The following is a 16,813-nucleotide window of genomic DNA, read 5'->3' on the forward strand; positions in this document are numbered from 1 at the left end:
TTCCGACTCGGGGCAGCTCGGCGCCGACATGCTGATCGAGGTGAGTTGACCGACATCGCTGCGGCGCCGAACTGCTCCGACAAGGGCCGCTCGTTCCGAACAGGGGGCACAGTGGACGGCCAGGTCGACCCCACGAACGCCGCGCAGGAGCGCGCCTGGGACGGCACCGAGGGTGGCCTCTGGGCCGCCCACGCCGATCTGCTGGAGCAGATGCCCGCGCGCTACGACGCCGCGCTGCTCGACGCCGCCGGCATCGGTCCCGGTGCGCGCGTTCTCGACATCGGCTGCGGCACCGGCTCGCTCACCCGGAAGGCCGCCCGCCGCGCCGCGCCAGGGCTGGTCGTCGGGGTCGACCTCTCCGCCGCGATGGTCGAGGTCGCCCACACCCGTGCCGCCGGTCTCGGGAACGCCTCGTTCCTGCGGGCCGACGCCCAGGTGCACCCGTTCCCGACGGCCGGCGTCGACGTCGTGGTCAGCCGGACCGGCGCGTCGTTCTTCGGCGACGCGCCCGCCGCCTTCGCGAACCTCGCCCGCGCCACGGCTCCCGGCGGCCGTCTCGCCCTGCTGACCTGGCAGGCTCCGTCGCGCAACGAGTGGTTCGTCGAGGTCACCGCCGCCCTGGCAGGGCAACCGATGGGCGGTCCGCCACCCGGTGTGCCGAGCCCGTTCGCGCTCGCCGACCCGGACGCCGTGCGGGCCCTGCTCGGTGGCGCCGGATATGCGGACGTGCAGCTCACCGACGTCCGTGAACCCGCGCAGTTCGGCGGCGACCCCGTCGCCGCCTGCGACGTCATGGCCGACCTCCTCGGCTGGCTGCTCGACGGCCGCGACGCCGCCGAGGCCCGCGGGGCGCTGCTCGACACGATGCGCGCGCACGAGGGCCCGGACGGCGTCACCTTCGGCTCAGCCGCCTGGCTCGTCACCGCGATCCGGCCGGGTTAGGCAGAAACCGGACACGTCCGGACGCCGCGCGGGTGCCGTCCCTTTTGCGAGACTGAGGGCATTCGACCCGGAGGTGGCTGGTGCAGCGGTTCGTGCGATGGGTGCTGGCTCCCCTGGCGCGATTGATCTTCCGGCCGACGGTGAGCGGAACGCACCGCATCCCCCGCCGTGGCCCGGTGCTCCTCGCGGCGAACCACCGCGCGGCCGTCGACACCGCGCTCCTGGCGATCGTGACCCCGCGGCCGGTCGCGTTCCTCGGCAAGGCCGAGTACTTCACCGGCTCCGGCCTGCGGCGTCGGCTCAGCGCACGCTTCCTCACCGCGCTCGGCTACATCCCGGTGGACCGCGATCACGCGAAGGCCGGGCTGGCCGCTCTCGACGCCGCCCGCCGGGTGCTGGACCGCGGCGGCGTCTTCGCGATCTACCCCGAGGGCACGCGATCACGCGACGGGCGCCTGCATCGCGGGCACACGGGCGTCGCATCGCTCGCGCTGGCCACGGGGGCCACGGTCGTTCCCGTCGCCTTGGTCGGCACCCACCGCGTCCAGCCGGTCGGGGCGCGGCTGCCCCGCCTCGCGCCCGTGCAGATCCGCTTCGGGCGGCCCCTCGACTTCTCCCGCTATGAGGGCCTGGAGGGCTCGGCGGCGATCCGGCGGGCCGTCACGGACGAGGTGATGGACGCGATCGTGTCGATGTCGGGCCAGGAGTACGTCGACCGCTACCACCCCTTGCCGGGCCGCGACGCCGCCTGACGCACTCAGACGGCGATACCGGCCGTCGGCAGGATCAGCCCCGTCGGATCGAACGGGGTGGCGGTCACCTCCGGGAACGTCCACCCCGCGGCTGCGATCGCACCCAGTGCTGCGACACCCCTGGTGCCCATCCAGTCGTGGAACGCCTCCCTCGACGTCCACACCTCGACCACCTCGACACCATCACCCGTCGACCGGGCCACGTGCAGGAGCATGTCGTCGGTCGGGTACTTGGCGAACTCCGCATGTGCGGCCTGATACAGCTCGACCGGTCCAGGAATGTCGAAGATGTGGGCATAGGTCACGGCGACCTCCGGGCGGTGGGCCGCCCAGTGAACCGCCAGGAGAAGAGCCCGACAAGGGTCGGGTTCTACGTATTTGCGCCACGCGCCGCGACCCGCCACCGGTCGACCTCGACGCCGCCGTCGACGACCACGAGTTCGTCGGCGAGGTTGACCGCGGTGCACACGTGGTTGGGCGCCACCCGGACCCGCTCCCCCACCGCGGGTGCGGGGCCGGCGAACGTCACCGTCGCGTGGTGCTCGGACAGGGCGACGACCCGGGCGTCGGGAAAGTCGGGGAGCCGCCCGTGACCCGTGGCCCAGGCCGCGCGGTCGGCGGCGAGTACCTTGCTCCCGGAGTCGAGTACGGCCCGGTCGCGTCCTCTGCTCACCACCGAGGCGACGGCGGTGAGCGCGACGTCCGCGAGGTCCGTACTGCCCAGCTCGGCCTGCTGGGCGTCCTGGAAGACGTAGACGCCGGGGCGCAGCTCGGTGAGCACCTCACCGTCGGACAGCGCAGCGGTCGGCGTCGACCCCCCGCTGCGGATCCGCGGCTCGATGTCCACCGCGCGCAGCGCCGACGCCGCGACGGACAGGGCGAGCGTCTCGTCCGCGGCGGCACTCTTCCGCTCTCCTGGCGCGTAGGAGTGTCCCGGGAACGTGAACACCCCCGCGACTTGCAGTCCCAGCGCACGCGCCGACGCGGCGACCTCGCCCGCACGGTCGGGCACCACGCCGGTGCGGTGGTGTCCGCTGTCGACCTCGACGAGCACCTCGAGCCCCGGAACGGCCGCGGCCAGCAGCTCGGCACCCTCCGAGGAGTCGACACCGACCCGCAGCGTCACCCGCTCCGCCAGATCCCGGAGCCGCCGTGCCCGCGGCCCGGAGGCCACGACCGGATAGGCGAGGAACACGTCGTCGAAGCCGGCGTCGGCGAACACCTCCGCCTCGGCGACGGTCGCCAGGGTGAGACCGCCGCCCGACAGCGCCACCTGCCGGCGGGCGATCTGCACGCACTTGTGGGTCTTCGCGTGCGGCCGCAGCGCCAACCCGCGGGCCTGGGCGGACCGGGCCATCTCCGTGAGGTTGCGATCGAGGATCGCCAGGTCGACGGCCAGGTAGGGGGTGTCGCGCATGGGCGCTATCGCACCACGGCCACCGAGCACTTCGCGTAGGCGGCGACGTGCTGGCTGACCGAGCCGAGCACCAGTCCCGCGAAGCCGCCGTGGCCGCGCTTGCCGACCACGAGCAGGTCCGCGTTTCGCCGACTCCTCGATGAGCACCTTCGCCGGTCTGCCCTGCATCACGCGGGGCTGGACGAGCACCGGAGGCTCCTCGCCGAGCTCCTCCTTGATGACCTGGATCAGCTCGTCCGCGGTGCGTTGGCTCTCGTCGGGCACGTACCGCTCCGACACGCTGACACTGCCTGCAGGCGGCATGAGCGCTCTTCGAGTGTCGACGTATCGGCGCTGCTGAGGCTCTTCGATCGATCAGCGGCTGGTCCGCGGGGATCCGGCGCAGGCCCTTCTCGACGCCGTCGGCTCGAACCCGGCGAAGCTCATCGTCGTCGGCAACCGCGGGTTGGGCGCGAGCGAGGGCCAGCTCCTGGGCTCGGTTCCGGCCGGTGTCGTGCGCAACGCGGTGTGCGACGTCCTCGTCGTGCAGACCTCCGCGCTGGACGAGGAGCGCCTGTTCGCCCAGCACCCGGGCGGGGCGACCACCGACGACGACTCCCGTCCGGTGGCGGAGGCACAACCGGAAGGTGGACCGCCGCCCACCCGGTGACCAAGCGGGTGGGCACGTCCCGGGCGACGTGTCACATCCCGGCGAGCTGTTTCGTCAAGGAGGTGCAAGCACACCGACGACGGAGGAGCCCACCATGGATGCCCGCTTGAACCTCTTCGACAGCCCGGTCGCCGCCAAGCTCCTGAAGCACGTCATCGCCGCAGGGAAGGCGGTCTCGGAGTCGACGCTGCCGGTCGCGACGCAGGACCTGGTGAAGATCCGCGCCAGCCAGATCAACGGCTGCGGTTTCTGCACCGACATGCACACCAAGGACGCCGCCCACGCCGGCGAGACGTCGGTGCGCCTCAACCTGGTCGCAGCCTGGCGGGAGGCCATGGTGTTCACCGACGCCGAGCGCGCGGCTCTGGAGCTGGCGGAACAGGGCACCCGCATCGCCGACGCAGCAGGCGGCGTCAGCGACGAGGCATGGCTGAACGCCGCCAAGTACTACGACGAGGAGGAGCTCGCCGCCCTGGTGGCCACGATCGCCCTCATCAACGCCTTCAACCGCATGAACGTCATGGTGCGGCAGCCCGCAGGCGGCTACCGGGCCGGCCAATTCGGATGACGGCTACGCGCTGGCGGCCAGCTCGGCCAGGTGGTGCAGCGAGTTCGTGAGGTGCTCGACGGGGAACGGCGGGAACTGGATGTACTCCCGTACGTGCGCCGGTACGGCCGACCAGTCGTAGGTGAGCGTGACCTCGGTACCACCCGGTCCGGCGGGAGCCAGGTCGTAGCGCCAGATCCAGCCGCCGAACTGCAGGTTTCCGTCGCCCTCGGCGTCCTGGCCCGGTTCCCAGGCGATCGCGTGGGGCGGATCGAGCACCTCCACCCGGTTGATCATCTCGTAGCTGCCGTCCGGGTGGTTGGCGTGGTACATCGCCATCCGGAACGTCTGCCCGGCGCTGGTGAGCGGCGCGGTGTCGAGCGCCTTGGTGACCCAGCCCGTGCCGTCGATGGCGGGGTGGTTCACCGGATCGGACAGGACGGCGAAGACGGCCTCGGCCGGAGCGGTGATCGTGGTGCTCACCTTCAGGGATTCATCGGTCATGCAGTGGTGACTGCCGCAGCGTTCGGAATTCATCTGCGCGTCGACGGGGACTGTTGGTTGGACAGTGCCCTTCCGGCCGCGACAAAGACGGCGTCGTCTGTCGTGCGCAGGGTCAGTTCTTGTTCCAGAACTGATGGACGAGACCACTCGGCGAGGCGACCGACTCGACGGTGAAGCGGTCTTGGATGCCGTCTGCTCCTTCCCACAGGGACACACCCCGCCCCAGGGTGATGGGCACGATCACCAGGTGCATGAAGTCGACCAGGTCGGCCTGGAGGAACTGGCGGACCGTCGAAGGTCCCCCGCCGAGGCGCACGTCGCGACCGTCGGCAGCCTCCTGCGCCAGGCGGAGCACCTCGTGTGGTGACCCGTCGACGAAGCGGAAGCTCGTCCCGTTGGGGAAGTCGATCGGGGGCCGTGGGTGGTGGGTCATGACGAACACGGGTGTGCGGAAGGGTGGCTCGTCGCCCCACCAACCCCGCCATCCGTCGTCGGGCCAGTCGCCGACCTGCGGGCCGAACTTGCGACGTCCCATGATCTCGGCGCCGATCCCCTGGCCCCACATGCTGGTCAGGGCGCGGTCCAGCGTGACAGCGGCATCCACCTTGTCGATCCCGTGGATGAAGCGCCCGTCGAACCCTGCGAAGAGCCGCTCGGCACCGCCGATCGGGGCGTCGACGGTCACGTGCTCGCCGGCGGCGTAGCCGTCGAGCGAGATGTTCAGGTTGTGCACCCGGGTTCGGGGCATGCTGCCTCCTCGAGCGATCGCTTAGGTGTCCCGTGGGAAGACCGACGAAGACGGCCGGATTCATCGCTGACGATCACCTGGACACCGTTCCCGCTCCCCCAGTCTCGATCGTCTCGCCGAGCGGCACGGACTCCGCGAGGAGGTTGACGATGTCGTTCCAGGCCCGCTGCGCGTGCCGCGGGTGGTAGCCGACGCCGGGGAGCAGGGTCTTGTCGGACGTCGCGCCGGGGTGGTGGAAGGCGTGCAGGGCGCCGCCGTAGGTCACGAGGCGCCAGTCGACGCCGGCAGCTTGCATCTCGGCGGCGAACGCCTCCCGTTGCGCCGCCGGCTGAATCGGGTCTTCCGACCCGACCCCGGCCCAGACCGGGCAGCGGATGCGCGCCGCCTCGCCCGGTCGTCCGGTCATCAGCGCGTTGACGGTGCCGATCGCGCGCAGGTCGGCCCCGTCGCGTCCAAGCTCCAACAGGATCCCCCCTCCGGTGCCGTAGCCGATGCCGGCGATCTGGTCCGGATCGGTCCGGGGCTCGGCGCGCAGCACGTCGAGCGCAGCGTGGCCGATGGCCCGCATCCGGTCGTGGTCGGCGAGCAGCGGCATGCAGCGGGCCAACATCTCCTCGGGGTCGGTCAACTGTCGCCCGCCGTGGATGTCGAAGGCCAACGCCACGTATCCGAGCCCGGCGAGCGCCTCGGCCCGGCGGCGATCGACGTCGTCGAGCCCGATTCCCTCCGGTCCGATCAGGACCGCGGGCCGCCTGTCGATGCCGGAGGGAAGGGCGAGGTGCCCGACCATCGTCAGGCCGTCGGCCGGGTACTCAACGGAGCGCGTCGTGACCGTCGTCATGAACCGGACCGTAGTGATCGTCGAGCCCGGGCGGGTCGATGTTCGTCGTCGGCGGAACACCCGCCTGTGATCTTGAACTGCGCATACCCGCTGCCGCCACCTCGGCGATCCGAACTTCGGCGCTATTCGGCGCGTCTTCGTGCTGGGGTTCTCGACCCGCCCGCTTACCCTCGGCGCGTGACGTTCGACCGGATCACGGTGGACCCCGACCTGATGGGCGGTGTCCCGACGATCCGCGGCCTGCGGATACCCGTGGCGACGGTGGTGTCCATGGTCGCGGACGGCATGACCGTCGACGAGATCTGCGCCGACCTGCCCGAACTGTCCCCCGCCGACGTCACCGAGGCCCTGCACTACGCCGCGGAGACCGTCCGGGAGCGTCGGCTGCCGCTGCGCCCGTCGGCGTGAGGCTGCTGCTGGACAACAACCTGTCGCCGCGGCTCGTCGACGTCCTGGCCAAGGACGGCTGGGACGGGGTCGGCTGACGACCCGACGGTGTTCTCGTCCTCGCGCGGACCGATGCGATGCTCGGCGGCTCCGATGCCTGAACCTTCGGACGGTGCCCCCGGTGGGGTTCGAACCCACACTGGGACCCTTTAAGGGGAACCGCGAGGAGCATCGGAAACCTGCTCTGACCTGCGTGGGAGACAGGGCAGCTCATCCCGCACGTCTGAGTTCGGCACGCATTCGGCGCGGATCGCGCGGCGCACATGAGAAGAAGCCCAATTTAGGGCCACCAGGGGGTGTTGCTGTCCATGACGAGCTCCAAGACGTCGACCACAGGTGTGCCTCCTGCGCCCTCCAGCAGGGCGACAGCGAAGCCTCTGCGCCGGTCGACACATGACAGGTACCGCTCGAGGTCCTCCCGGCTGCGCCACACGGTCACGATCCGTACAAGGTTGTCCTCGCCCCGGAATAGGGATGTGTGCCGGCGTTCGGGCATCCCTGCGCGTACGGCATGGCCGAAGGCTTCGATGACCTCCGCGACCCGTTCGGGTGCGAGGTGGGCGGACACCATTGTCACGACCTCAGACATGGCGCACCTCCTTCCTGGCGAGCAGCCGACTATGCGGTCGGCGTCGCGGGTGTCAGGTCGTCAGGAAGATGACAACCAGGGCGAGGGGAAGGCTCGTCAGCATGGACAGGGACAGGGTGTTCACCGTGAGCCGGACGTCGAGACGTTCCATCGTGGCGAAGGCGACGATGAAGAACGGGGTCGGCGCGATGCCCATCAGCAGCATGACCGTCCGGTCGGCACCGGTGAGGCCGAAGATCAGGACGATCGCAAGGGCGACGCCCATGGCCGACGTGAGCCGCCCGGCGTAGATCAGAGCCGCCTTGCCCACGCCTCGGCCGGGCGGTTCGAAGCGGATGCCCACGCCGATTGCCATCAGGATCCCGGTCGCCGTCCCGATGCTGGCGACGGGATCGGCTATGGCGACGGGAACGCTCAGGCTGAAGGCGCTCACGAGCAGACCGGCGGCAATCCCGTAGAGCGGTGGGCTCGTGGCGAAGCGTTTGACCATCAGCGACCGGCCCGCATGCCGGGGATTGCCGCGGGCCGCGACGTAGGCGGTCCAGGTGAAGGTGAGGGTGGTGTTCACCGCGTCGAAGGCGGCAATCCGGGCCACGCCGTCGGCACCGTAGAGGCCCTGCACGAACGGCAGGATGAAGCCGGTGTTCACGTTCATGCAGCAGCAGACCGCGACGGCCTGCTGCGTGGGCAGGAAGGGGCCCTTGATCGCAAGCAATCGACCGACCAGGTAGCCGATCGTAATGATCGCTACCGCGGCCAGGGGGAAGATCGCCAGGTTGCGGTCGATGGTCACCCTGGACAGGGCCGTGAACGCCAGACATGGCAGGAAGATGTTCACGATGACCCGGAACAGGAAGTCCGCATCGCGGTTGTCGGCGACACCACGCAGCCGCAACAGGTAGCCGAGACCGATGCCGAGCAACGCGGGCAGCAACTTGACGACGGTATCGGTCATGTCGCCCTGTTCGTCGGTCGGAGCGCGACCGCTCTGGATGGTGGGATCCGCCCCGGGACCCGGGACCCGGGAGAGATCAGCGTAGGTGCGCGGCCGCGCACGGTCGAACGTCCTCCGCTGAGTGGATGCGCCGAAGCCCCCGAACACAGCCTGCGTCAGGCAGCGGATTTACAGTCCACTGTCAACCGGCCTTGACCTGCGACGGAGCCGCGGACCCCTCCCCGCGTCCGTGCATAGTCCGCGCGGCCGTTCTTGTCCTCGCGCGCCTGGTGCTGGGCGGTGATCTCGTCGCGGCGCGGGTGGAACCCTGCCGGGCCGGGTGCCGGGGGGCAAGGCACGCTCTTCGCTCGCGGCGGGTGGGTCGGCAGAAGCCAAGCGGGCCGTCGCTGGTGGCGTTCTTCGGGTCGATGTACTTCGCGGCCCTACGTCCGGCGGAGGCGGCGACCCTGCGGAAGTCGAACCTCGCGCTGCCGGCGGAGGGCTGGGGCGAGCTGCTGTTGGAGTCCTCGACCCCGGAGGCCGGCGCCTCGTGGACCGACAGCGGCCGGCGCCGGCCAGCTCGCGGAGAGCACCTACTGCCGCACCTGGCGCCGGGCACGGGACGACGCGCTGACCGCCGAGGAGACGGCGTCGCCGCTCGCGTGCCGGTCTTAAGACCTGCGGCACGCGGCCGTGTCGACCTGGCTTAACGCCGGGGTGCCCTCGACCCAGGTCGCGGAGTGGGCCGGCCACAGCGTCGCCGTGCTCCTCCAGATCACGCCAAGTGCATCGCCGGCCAGGAGGACGCGGCCCGACGCCGGATCGCCGCCGCACTCGGCGAGGGCTGAAACTTTGGCGCGTATTCGGCGCAGCCACCTGGCGTTCGCGGGTGTACACCGGACACAACCGGACATGCCTTGATCACCGCGCGGACCCGTCAGGTCCTCATTGAGGCTGGTCAGAGGCTTGTGCAGGGGTTGGCGTGGCGGTGCCCCCGGTGGGGTTCGAACCCACACTGGGACCCTTTTAAGGGGCCTGCCTCTGCCGGTTGGGCTACGGGGGCGGAGGAGGCGAGTGTAGGGACCGCCGATCGCTTGCGCGCTCGGTGCACGACTCAGCCGTCGGGACCGTCAGCAGGAACGATCCCGACGCCCGCGTGCGAACCTCAACGGCGCCGTCGGCCGCTGCCCTGCACCTGTCCGTTGCCGTTGCACCGGCCGCACACGCGCCTGCCGTTGCAGGTGTCGCATCGGTGGGTGATCCACGTCCCGAGGGTGCCGGAGCCGCCGCAACTGAGGCAGCGTCCGTCACCGTTGCATGTCGTGCAGGTCTCCATGTGCTCGTCCACCTTCCGGTCGTGTCGGGGAGCTGTGACCGGTCACACACAGTGTGACATGCGTTACGTCCGTCTCGACTGAGGGGGCGGCTCAGGCCGTCACATCCGGCCGACACCTCTGCAAGGACTGCAGTTGCCGGTACCGCTGCAGGTGCCGCACTTCGAGGTGATCAAACTGCCCTTCTTCCCACTTCCCTTGCATACGCGGCAAAGCCCGCTGCCCTTACACGCCGCACACGCTTTCTTCGCCATCGCCGACCCCTCCGCCGAACGGGCGCGATGCCGTCACACCCGTGCCCGAAAGGATCCGCCACACCGTTACGGAACGTGCGCGGCGTCGTCAGTTTGTAGTAGTGGCAGCCCGGCGGCGTGAGCTGCGGCGCCGAGCACCTCTTCCAGCATCGCGGGCGTCAGACGCCCGGTGAAGGTGTTCTGCTGGCTCACGTGGTAGCTGCCGAACAGCTCCAGCGGAGCGCGCCCCGGCACGCCCGGGGCGAGCGTCACCCGGGCACCGTGGCCGAAGCGGGGGCGCGGTCGAGGCACCGCCCAGCCCGCGCGGGCCAGCACCGGCAGGAGCGCCTGCCACCCGAACCCGCCGAGGACGACGACGGCGCGCAGGGTCGGGGCGAGCAGGTCCAGCTCGGCGTCCAGCCAACGGCCGCAGCGGTCGCGCTCGTCGGGAGTGGGCTTGTTGTCCGGCGGCGCACAGTGCACCGGCGCCGTGATCCGGGTGCCGAACAGCTCCAGGCCGTCGCCCTTGCGCACGGAGGTGGGCTGGCTGGCGAGGCCGACGGCGTAGAGCGCGGCGTAGAGGACGTCGCCGCTGCGGTCGCCGGTGAACATCCGCCCGGTGCGGTTGCCGCCGTGCGCAGCCGGAGCGAGGCCCACGATCAGCAGCGGCGCGTCCGGCGGACCGATGCCGGGTACGGGGCGTCCCCAGTACTCCTCGGTCCGGTACGCGGCGCGCTTCTCCCGCGCCACCTGCTCGCGCCAGGCGACGAGCCGGGGGCAGGCGCGGCAGTCGACGAGCGCGGCGTCGAGCTCGCCGAGGTCGGCGAACGTCGCCACGTCAGGAAGGTCAGCCAAGGGAGAGCGCGATCCCGTCGAGGATGTCGTGCTCGCTCGCGACCAGCTCGGTGATCCCCGCCCGCGCGTGCAGCTCGCGGGCCAGCTCCTCGACGACGATCGCGCCGCCGCCGATCACATCGACCCGTCCGGGGTGCATCGGCCCGAGCACGGCCCGCTGGTCGCGGGGCATGGCGAGCAGGCCTTCCGCGACGCGGTGCAGGTCGGGCAGCGAGAGGCGGGACAGGTGGATGACGTCGGAGTCGTAGGCGGGCAGGTCCATGGCCAGCGCCGACAACGTGGTCACGGTTCCCGCGACGCCCACCCACGTCCGCACGCCCTCGACCGGGACCGCGGCGAAGGCGTCCGCGAGGATCTCCGCGGTGACCGCTCGGGCCTTCTCGATCTGCTCGGCGGTCGGCGGGTCGTCGGGCAGGCACCGCTCGGTGAGGCGGACGCAGCCGATGTCCACCGAGCGGGCCGCACGGACGACGGGTCCGGCGTCGGTCAGGTCGCCGACGACGACCTCCGTCGATCCACCGCCGACGTCCACGACGACGAACGGGCCGTCGTCCGGGTCCAGCTCGCCGACCGCGCCGGCGAACGAGAGCCGAGCCTCCTCGTCGCCGGAGATCACCTCGGCCTCGGCGCCGAGGGTGGCGCGGACCATGGCGAAGAAGTCGTCGCGGTTCGCGGCGTCCCGGGTGGCCGAGGTCGCGACCATCCGCACCCGCTCCACACCCTTGCGGCGCATGATCAGCGTGTAGTCGGCGAGCGCCACCCGGGTGCGCTCGATCGCCTCGGGGGCGAGCACACCCGTGGCGTCGACGCCCTGCCCCAGCCGAACCACGCGCATCTCGCGGTGGAAGTCGCGCATCCCGGACGGCGTGACGTCCGCGACCAGCAGGCGGATCGAGTTCGTCCCGCAGTCGACCGCGGCCACCCGCGCCATGCGCACTCCCCTGAGCTGTTCGGAATCCACGACGCACCTACCGTACGCAAGATTGCACCCACGGCTCCGGCCAGCGCCGATACCCTGCCGAGCGTGGCGGCACGTGGCGACGGCAGGAATCAGCCACCGTCGCTCGCCGGTTTCGACCCGCTCGCGTGCGACCCCGCCCTCACCGACGCGGTCCGTCGTGAAGGCGCGGGCGACGCGCTGCCGACGCTCGCGTCGCTGGCCGAGCTCGTCGGCTCGGCGGAAGCCCGCGAGCACGCCCGGCTGGCCGACGCCCACCCGCCCGTTCTGCGGACCCACGACCGGTACGGGCAGCGCGTCGACGACGTCGAGCTGCACCCGTCGTGGCACTGGCTGATGAGTACCTCCGTCGGCTGGGGCCTGCACGCGACGCCGTGGGTCGCCCCCGCGGAGTCGGGCGCACACGTCGCCCGGGCAGCCGGTTTCCACCTGATGAATCAGCTCGAGAACGGCCACTGCTGCCCGATCTCGATGACGTACGCAGCCGTTCCCGCCCTGCGGCTCGATCCGCAGCTCGCGGAGCGGTTCGAACCCGGGCTGCGGGCGCAGCACTACGAACCCGGCGCCGTCGCCCCGGAGGCCAAGGCGGGCCTGCTCGCCGGCATGTCGATGACCGAGGTCCAGGCAGGTTCGGACCTGCGGGCGGTGGCGACGCGGGCCGAGCGCGCGTCAGACGGCAGCTACCGCGTGACCGGGCGGAAGTGGTTCACCTCGGCGCCGACGAGCGACCTGTTCCTGACGCTGGCGCTGACGCCCGACGGGCCGACCTGCATCGTCGTGCCGCGGGTGCTCCCCGACGGCAGCCGCAACGGGATGCACCTCGTGCGGCTCAAGGACAAGCTCGGGAACCGGGCGAACGCGTCGGCCGAGGTCGAGTACGCCGGCGCCGTGGGGTGGCGGCTGGGTGACGAGGGCCGCGGCATCGCGACCCTGCTGACGATGGTGACCACGACGCGGCTCGACTGCGTGATCGGCTCGGCCGGTCTGATCCGGATCGCGCTGAGCGAGGCCGCGCACCACGTGGCGCACCGCAGCGCGTTCGGCACGCGACTGGCCGATGCCCCGCTCATGCAGGCGGTGGTGGCCGACCTGGCGTTGGAGTCCGAGGCGGCGACGGCGCTGGCGATGCGGCTCGCGGGCGCCGTGGACCGCGAGGAGCACGACCTGCTGCGGCTGGCGCTGCCGCGGCGAAGTACCTCGTGTGCAAGCGGGCGCCGACGGTCGTCGGCGAGGCGTTGGAGTGCCTGGGTGGGGACGGGTACGTCGAAGACTCCGGCATGCCGCGGCTCTACCGCGAGGCGCCGCTGAACTCGATCTGGGAGGGCTCGGGGAACGTCACGGCGCTGGACGTGCTGCGCGCGGTGACGCGGGAGCCCGAGTCCGCGGAGGCGGTACTGGCGGAGATCGACGCGGCGGCGGGTGCGGACTCGTGGTTCGACCGGGGCGCGCAGGAGCTGCGCACCGAGCTGCGGAGCCGGGAGGAGCGACGCGCGCGGCGGTTGGCGGAGATGCTGGCGCTGTGCCTGCAGGGTTCGCTGCTGCTGCGGTACGCGCCGGACGACGTGGCGTCGGCGTTCGTGTCGTCCCGGTTCCTGCCGGACGGGCCCTGGCGCACGGCGGGCACGCTCCCCGCCGAGGCACACTCCGCGGCGCTAATGGAGCGCGTCACCCCGTCGTCGTAGTCGCGGGTCAGGCCGGCGGGGAGACGCAGGGGCCCGGAGTCCACCAGTCGCCCAGCTCGACGAGGGTCTCGTCGCCGAAGGGATTGACGCCGGGGCCGGCCGCCAGTGCGTGGGCGACGTGTACGTGCAGGCACTTCACCCGGCTCGGCATACCGCCCGCGGTCACCTGCGTGCCCAGCGGCTCGATCGCGTCGCGCTCGGCGAGGTAGGCCTGGTGCGCGCGGCGGTAGGCGTCGGCGAGGTCCGGATCGGTGTCGAGGCGTTCGGTCATCTCGCGCATCCGGCCGTCGGCCTCCAACCCGCCGATCCGGGAGTTGAGGCGTGCGCAGGTCAGGTAGTAGAGCGTCGGGAACGGCGTGCCGTCGGGGAGGCGCGGAGCGGTCTGCACGACCGCGGGCAGGCTGCACGGGCAGCGATGCGCGACGGCGCGCAGGCCGCGCGGGGTGCGCCCGAGCTGGGCGGCGACGGCGGCCTCGTCGGCGGCGTCGACCGCCGTGTGCTCGGCTGGCAGGGCGTCGTCGGGCACGGCGTTCTCAGGCACGGCGTTCCCAGGCACAGTCGCATTCTCGGTGACCCGGCTCAGCGCCCGGCTTCGACCCCCGCCGGTCCACCTTCGACCTCGCGCCACAGCTGGCGGTACCAGGGCATGCCGTCCGACGCCGGGTCCGCCTCCCGGTCGGTGCCCGTCGACGGCAGCTGGACGATGTAGGGCACCTCCCCCGGCCGCACGTACCCGAGCCGGGAGCGGGCCTCGGCGGCGATCTCGGAGGGGTCGGACAGCCGCGCCCGCTCGCGGTTGAGCTCGTCGACCTCGGCCGCCAGCGCCTGCTGCTGCGCCGTGACGGCGGCCAGCTCCTGCCGCTGGGCGACGTAGTTGCGCAGCGGGACGACGACGGTCAGCGCGAGCGCGCACACCACCAGCGCCAGAACCGCGGCGCGCCGCGTGGAGGAGAGGCCGAGGAGGCCGGTGGTGGCCGCGACGACACTGCCGGCGCGCGAGCGGGCGTGCGTCAGCTGCGGCTCCCGCCGAACCCGACCCGGCGCTGCGGAACCCGATCGACGCGGGGCGGGCTTCCGCCCCCGCTCGGCCCGGGCGCGGCTGCGCTCCTCCGGCACGCACACCTCCTGGATCGTCGGCCGTCGTGAGGTCGGGGACGGGCTTGCGACGTCTTTATGTCACCACGAAGGGGCGGAGAAGGCCGGGCGACCCGCCGAGCGGATCGGGTGGCCAGGACGTAGCGAAAGCGGCGTCGGGTGCGTTGAGTGCACCGAACGCCGCTTTCGGTACGTCCGGACCCGGCCGGCTCCCGCGAGTGGCGGGGGCTGGCCGGGCCGGGGTCAGCCGGCGGGGGTGTAGCGGGGGAACGCCAGATCCCCCGCATACCGGGCGGCGTCGCCGAGGGATTCCTCGATGCGCAGCAGCTGGTTGTACTTCGCCACCCGCTCCGACCGGGCCGGGGCACCGGTCTTGATCTGCCCGCACCCGGTGGCCACGGCGAGGTCGGCGATGGTGGTGTCCTCGGTCTCCCCGGAGCGGTGCGACATCATGCACCGGTAGCCGGAGTTGTGGGCCAGGGTGACCGCATCCAGGGTTTCCGACAGGGTGCCGATCTGGTTGACCTTCACCAGCAGCGCGTTCGCCGCCCCCCGGGTGATGCCCTCTTCGAGGCGTTCGGGGTTGGTGACGAACAGGTCGTCCCCGACGATCTGCACCCGGGAACCGATCTGCGAGGTCAGCGCGATCCAGCCCTCCCAGTCGTCTTCGGACAGCGGGTCCTCGATCGACACCAGCGGGTAGCCGTCGACCAGGTCGGCGTAGACCGCGACGAACTCCTCCGACGAGAGTTTGCGGCCCTCATAGGAGTACATCCCGTCGGAGAAGAACTCCGTCGCCGCCACATCCAACGCCAACACCACATCGCGGCCCAACGTGAACCCGGCCTTGTCGACCGCGCGGGCGATCACATCCAACGCCGCGGTGGTGCCGGGCAGGTCCGGGGCGAACCCGCCCTCATCGCCCAGCCCGGTGGCGAAACCTTCGCTCTTGAGCACGCTCTTGAGGGAGTGGTAGACCTCCGCGCCCCACCGCAACGCCTCCTTGAAGCTCTCGGCGCCGATCGGGGCGACCATGAACTCCTGCACGTCCACCGAGCTGTCGGCGTGCGCCCCGCCGTTGATGATGTTCATCATCGGCACCGGCAACACGTGCGCGTTCGGGCCGCCCACATACCGGAACAACTCCAGACCCGATGATTCCGCGGCCGCCTTCGCCACCGCCAACGACACGCCCAGCAGGGCGTTCGCGCCCAGGCGGCCCTTGCCCGGGGTGCCGTCGAGATCGACCAGGCGCTGGTCGATCACCCGCTGGTCGGTGGCCTCCATCCCGGTCAGCTCCGGGCCGATCTCGTCCAACACCGCCGCCACCGCTTTTTCCACACCTTTGCCGCCGTAGCGGGACTTGTCCCCGTCACGCAGCTCGACCGCCTCGTGTTCCCCGGTCGAGGCCCCCGACGGCACCGCCGCCCGGGCCAACGTCCCGTCGTCGAGCGCGACCTCCACCTCGACCGTCGGATTCCCCCGCGAGTCGAGGATCTCCCGCGCCCCGACCTGCTCGATGAATGCCACCAGTGCTCCCGTCCCGTGCTCTGGACAACGGACTCCGTCGATCTCTCCGGCAGGGTATCGAGCCTGGAGCACCGTGCAGGGCGAAGCGCCGAGCGGCCGCTGCGGCCCCACCCACCGCTCACCGCGACACGGCTATTCAGGTCTCGCCGATCGGCGTGGAGAGACCTAACGTAGGGCTGACCATGACGAGTCAACCCGCGTCCGACGGTCTGTTCGAGTCGTTCCGCCGCGCCGAGATGTTGATCGCGCGGAGCCGTCCGCTGGACGCGCTGCAAGCACTCGGTCCCGTCCTGGAGAGCCAGCCCAACGACGTCTCGGTGCAACTCCTCGCCGGACGCGCGTACCTCAACTCCGCCCAGCTGCGGCTCGCCGAGCAGGCGTTCGAGCGGGTGATCGACCTCGACCCCGCCGACCACTACGCCCGCTTCGCGCTGGGGAAGGCGCTGCACCGGCAGGGCAGGCTCGCCGAGGCGCACGCCCAGCTGAAGATGGCGGCGGCGATGGATCCCCGCCCGGAGTACCAGGAGGCGCTGGGCGAGGTCCGTGTGAGACTCGCCGCACAGAAGTCGGACCAACCGGACAAATAGTCGCTTCTGAGCCGGACTTCGGGCGTTCGCGTTATCCCGTTGAGATCCGACGACCTCCCGTTCCGCCGCCAGGCAGGCTAGCCTCACCCTGCCCGTCCTTAGCCTGACCTAACTGCGATGGCTCATGCGCTCGTCCACCACGGTCGAGGGTCGGTGATCGAGAGACAGG

The 16,813-nt window shown here is 71.4% G+C and carries 19 protein-coding genes, 1 tRNA gene and 2 pseudogenes; 8 read left to right on the forward strand and 14 right to left on the reverse strand.

What is annotated here, in order from left to right; genetic code table 11:
* Nucleotides 1-45 precede the first annotated feature (45 nt).
* Both RM445_RS07790 and RM445_RS07795 read left to right on the forward strand, forming a co-directional pair.
* Nucleotides 46-942 carry a class I SAM-dependent methyltransferase gene (locus tag RM445_RS07790; RefSeq protein ID WP_311555460.1) on the forward strand — a complete coding sequence of 299 codons (897 nt, stop codon included), beginning with the start codon at nucleotides 46-48 and terminating at the stop codon, nucleotides 940-942.
* A 77-nt stretch (nucleotides 943-1,019) separates the two neighbouring features.
* Nucleotides 1,020-1,694 carry a lysophospholipid acyltransferase family protein gene (locus RM445_RS07795; protein WP_311555745.1) on the forward strand — a complete coding sequence of 225 codons (675 nt, stop codon included), beginning with the start codon at nucleotides 1,020-1,022 and terminating at the stop codon, nucleotides 1,692-1,694.
* 5 nt (nucleotides 1,695-1,699) lie between these two features.
* On the opposite strand, the gene RM445_RS07800 is transcribed toward RM445_RS07795, so the two are convergent.
* The 3 genes and pseudogenes from RM445_RS07800 to RM445_RS07810 all read right to left on the reverse strand — a co-directional run.
* Entirely contained in the window at nucleotides 1,700-1,999 is a 300-nt protein-coding gene (locus RM445_RS07800; protein WP_311555461.1) for a hypothetical protein, read from the reverse strand.
* Nucleotides 2,000-2,064: 65 nt separating this feature from the next.
* Nucleotides 2,065-3,111, reverse strand: coding sequence for an alanine racemase (locus RM445_RS07805; RefSeq protein ID WP_311555462.1), 1,047 nt, complete (start codon nucleotides 3,109-3,111; stop codon nucleotides 2,065-2,067).
* A 5-nt stretch (nucleotides 3,112-3,116) separates the two neighbouring features.
* A pseudogene (locus RM445_RS07810) lies at nucleotides 3,117-3,230 on the reverse strand (universal stress protein); the annotation flags it as partial.
* A 242-nt stretch (nucleotides 3,231-3,472) separates the two neighbouring features.
* On the opposite strand from RM445_RS07810, the gene RM445_RS07815 reads away from it, so the two are divergent.
* Together RM445_RS07815 and RM445_RS07820 are read left to right on the forward strand one after the other, a co-directional pair.
* Nucleotides 3,473-3,760 carry a universal stress protein gene (locus RM445_RS07815; protein WP_311555746.1) on the forward strand — a complete coding sequence of 96 codons (288 nt, stop codon included), beginning with the start codon at nucleotides 3,473-3,475 and terminating at the stop codon, nucleotides 3,758-3,760.
* Between the two features lie 94 nt (nucleotides 3,761-3,854).
* The gene (locus tag RM445_RS07820) at nucleotides 3,855-4,328 is read left to right on the forward strand and encodes a carboxymuconolactone decarboxylase family protein (RefSeq protein ID WP_311555463.1); all 474 of its coding nucleotides are present in this window, start codon (nucleotides 3,855-3,857) and stop codon (nucleotides 4,326-4,328) included.
* A gap of 3 nt (nucleotides 4,329-4,331) precedes the next feature.
* Here RM445_RS07820 and RM445_RS07825 read toward each other — a convergent pair whose 3' ends face one another.
* The 3 genes from RM445_RS07825 to RM445_RS07835 form a co-directional block, all read right to left on the reverse strand.
* The gene (locus RM445_RS07825; protein WP_311555464.1) at nucleotides 4,332-4,811 is read right to left on the reverse strand and encodes an SRPBCC family protein; all 480 of its coding nucleotides are present in this window, start codon (nucleotides 4,809-4,811) and stop codon (nucleotides 4,332-4,334) included.
* 112 nt (nucleotides 4,812-4,923) lie between these two features.
* Nucleotides 4,924-5,559: a dihydrofolate reductase family protein gene (locus tag RM445_RS07830; RefSeq protein WP_311555465.1), complete on the reverse strand. Its 636-nt coding sequence runs from the start codon at nucleotides 5,557-5,559 to the stop codon at nucleotides 4,924-4,926.
* A gap of 73 nt (nucleotides 5,560-5,632) precedes the next feature.
* Nucleotides 5,633-6,400, reverse strand: a complete 768-nt coding sequence (locus RM445_RS07835) for a dienelactone hydrolase family protein (RefSeq protein WP_311555466.1) — start codon at nucleotides 6,398-6,400, stop codon at nucleotides 5,633-5,635.
* A gap of 177 nt (nucleotides 6,401-6,577) precedes the next feature.
* Between RM445_RS07835 and RM445_RS07840 the strand changes: the two genes are divergently transcribed.
* On the forward strand, nucleotides 6,578-6,808 hold the full coding sequence (locus RM445_RS07840; RefSeq protein WP_311555467.1) for a DUF433 domain-containing protein: 231 nt from the start codon (nucleotides 6,578-6,580) through the stop codon (nucleotides 6,806-6,808).
* A 319-nt stretch (nucleotides 6,809-7,127) separates the two neighbouring features.
* On the opposite strand, the gene RM445_RS07845 is transcribed toward RM445_RS07840, so the two are convergent.
* Nucleotides 7,128-7,436: an antibiotic biosynthesis monooxygenase gene (locus RM445_RS07845; RefSeq protein ID WP_311555468.1), complete on the reverse strand. Its 309-nt coding sequence runs from the start codon at nucleotides 7,434-7,436 to the stop codon at nucleotides 7,128-7,130.
* A 52-nt stretch (nucleotides 7,437-7,488) separates the two neighbouring features.
* Nucleotides 7,489-8,391: an AEC family transporter gene (locus tag RM445_RS07850; protein WP_311555469.1), complete on the reverse strand. Its 903-nt coding sequence runs from the start codon at nucleotides 8,389-8,391 to the stop codon at nucleotides 7,489-7,491.
* Nucleotides 8,392-8,747: 356 nt separating this feature from the next.
* Between RM445_RS07850 and RM445_RS07855 the strand changes: the two genes are divergently transcribed.
* Nucleotides 8,748-9,080 (forward strand): hypothetical protein, encoded by a 333-nt coding sequence (locus RM445_RS07855; RefSeq protein ID WP_311555470.1) that lies wholly within the window; start codon nucleotides 8,748-8,750, stop codon nucleotides 9,078-9,080.
* Between the two features lie 279 nt (nucleotides 9,081-9,359).
* On the opposite strand, the gene RM445_RS07860 is transcribed toward RM445_RS07855, so the two are convergent.
* From RM445_RS07860 to RM445_RS07870, 3 genes are all read right to left on the reverse strand, one after another.
* A tRNA-Leu gene (locus tag RM445_RS07860) sits at nucleotides 9,360-9,433 on the reverse strand.
* A 591-nt stretch (nucleotides 9,434-10,024) separates the two neighbouring features.
* The gene (locus RM445_RS07865; RefSeq protein ID WP_311555471.1) at nucleotides 10,025-10,774 is read right to left on the reverse strand and encodes a uracil-DNA glycosylase; all 750 of its coding nucleotides are present in this window, start codon (nucleotides 10,772-10,774) and stop codon (nucleotides 10,025-10,027) included.
* Between the two features lie 10 nt (nucleotides 10,775-10,784).
* On the reverse strand, nucleotides 10,785-11,723 hold the full coding sequence (locus RM445_RS07870) for a Ppx/GppA phosphatase family protein (protein WP_311555472.1): 939 nt from the start codon (nucleotides 11,721-11,723) through the stop codon (nucleotides 10,785-10,787).
* A gap of 93 nt (nucleotides 11,724-11,816) precedes the next feature.
* Here RM445_RS07870 and RM445_RS07875 point away from each other — a divergent pair.
* Nucleotides 11,817-13,432: pseudogene (locus RM445_RS07875) on the forward strand (acyl-CoA dehydrogenase family protein).
* A gap of 7 nt (nucleotides 13,433-13,439) precedes the next feature.
* On the opposite strand, the gene RM445_RS07880 reads toward RM445_RS07875, so the two are convergent.
* The 3 genes from RM445_RS07880 to eno form a co-directional block, all read right to left on the reverse strand.
* Nucleotides 13,440-13,973, reverse strand: coding sequence for a DUF501 domain-containing protein (locus RM445_RS07880; protein WP_397469255.1), 534 nt, complete (start codon nucleotides 13,971-13,973; stop codon nucleotides 13,440-13,442).
* Between the two features lie 38 nt (nucleotides 13,974-14,011).
* Nucleotides 14,012-14,548 (reverse strand): FtsB family cell division protein, encoded by a 537-nt coding sequence (locus RM445_RS07885; RefSeq protein ID WP_311555473.1) that lies wholly within the window; start codon nucleotides 14,546-14,548, stop codon nucleotides 14,012-14,014.
* 222 nt (nucleotides 14,549-14,770) lie between these two features.
* On the reverse strand, nucleotides 14,771-16,057 hold the full coding sequence (gene eno, locus RM445_RS07890; protein WP_311555474.1) for a phosphopyruvate hydratase: 1,287 nt from the start codon (nucleotides 16,055-16,057) through the stop codon (nucleotides 14,771-14,773).
* Nucleotides 16,058-16,239: 182 nt separating this feature from the next.
* Between eno and RM445_RS07895 the strand changes: the two genes are divergently transcribed.
* The gene (locus tag RM445_RS07895) at nucleotides 16,240-16,644 is read left to right on the forward strand and encodes a tetratricopeptide repeat protein (protein ID WP_311555475.1); all 405 of its coding nucleotides are present in this window, start codon (nucleotides 16,240-16,242) and stop codon (nucleotides 16,642-16,644) included.
* The last annotated feature ends 169 nt before the right edge of the window (nucleotides 16,645-16,813 follow it).

This window comes from Pseudonocardia charpentierae (assembly GCF_031845345.1).
In the GTDB taxonomy this organism is placed as follows: Bacteria; Actinomycetota; Actinomycetes; order Mycobacteriales; family Pseudonocardiaceae; genus Pseudonocardia; species Pseudonocardia charpentierae.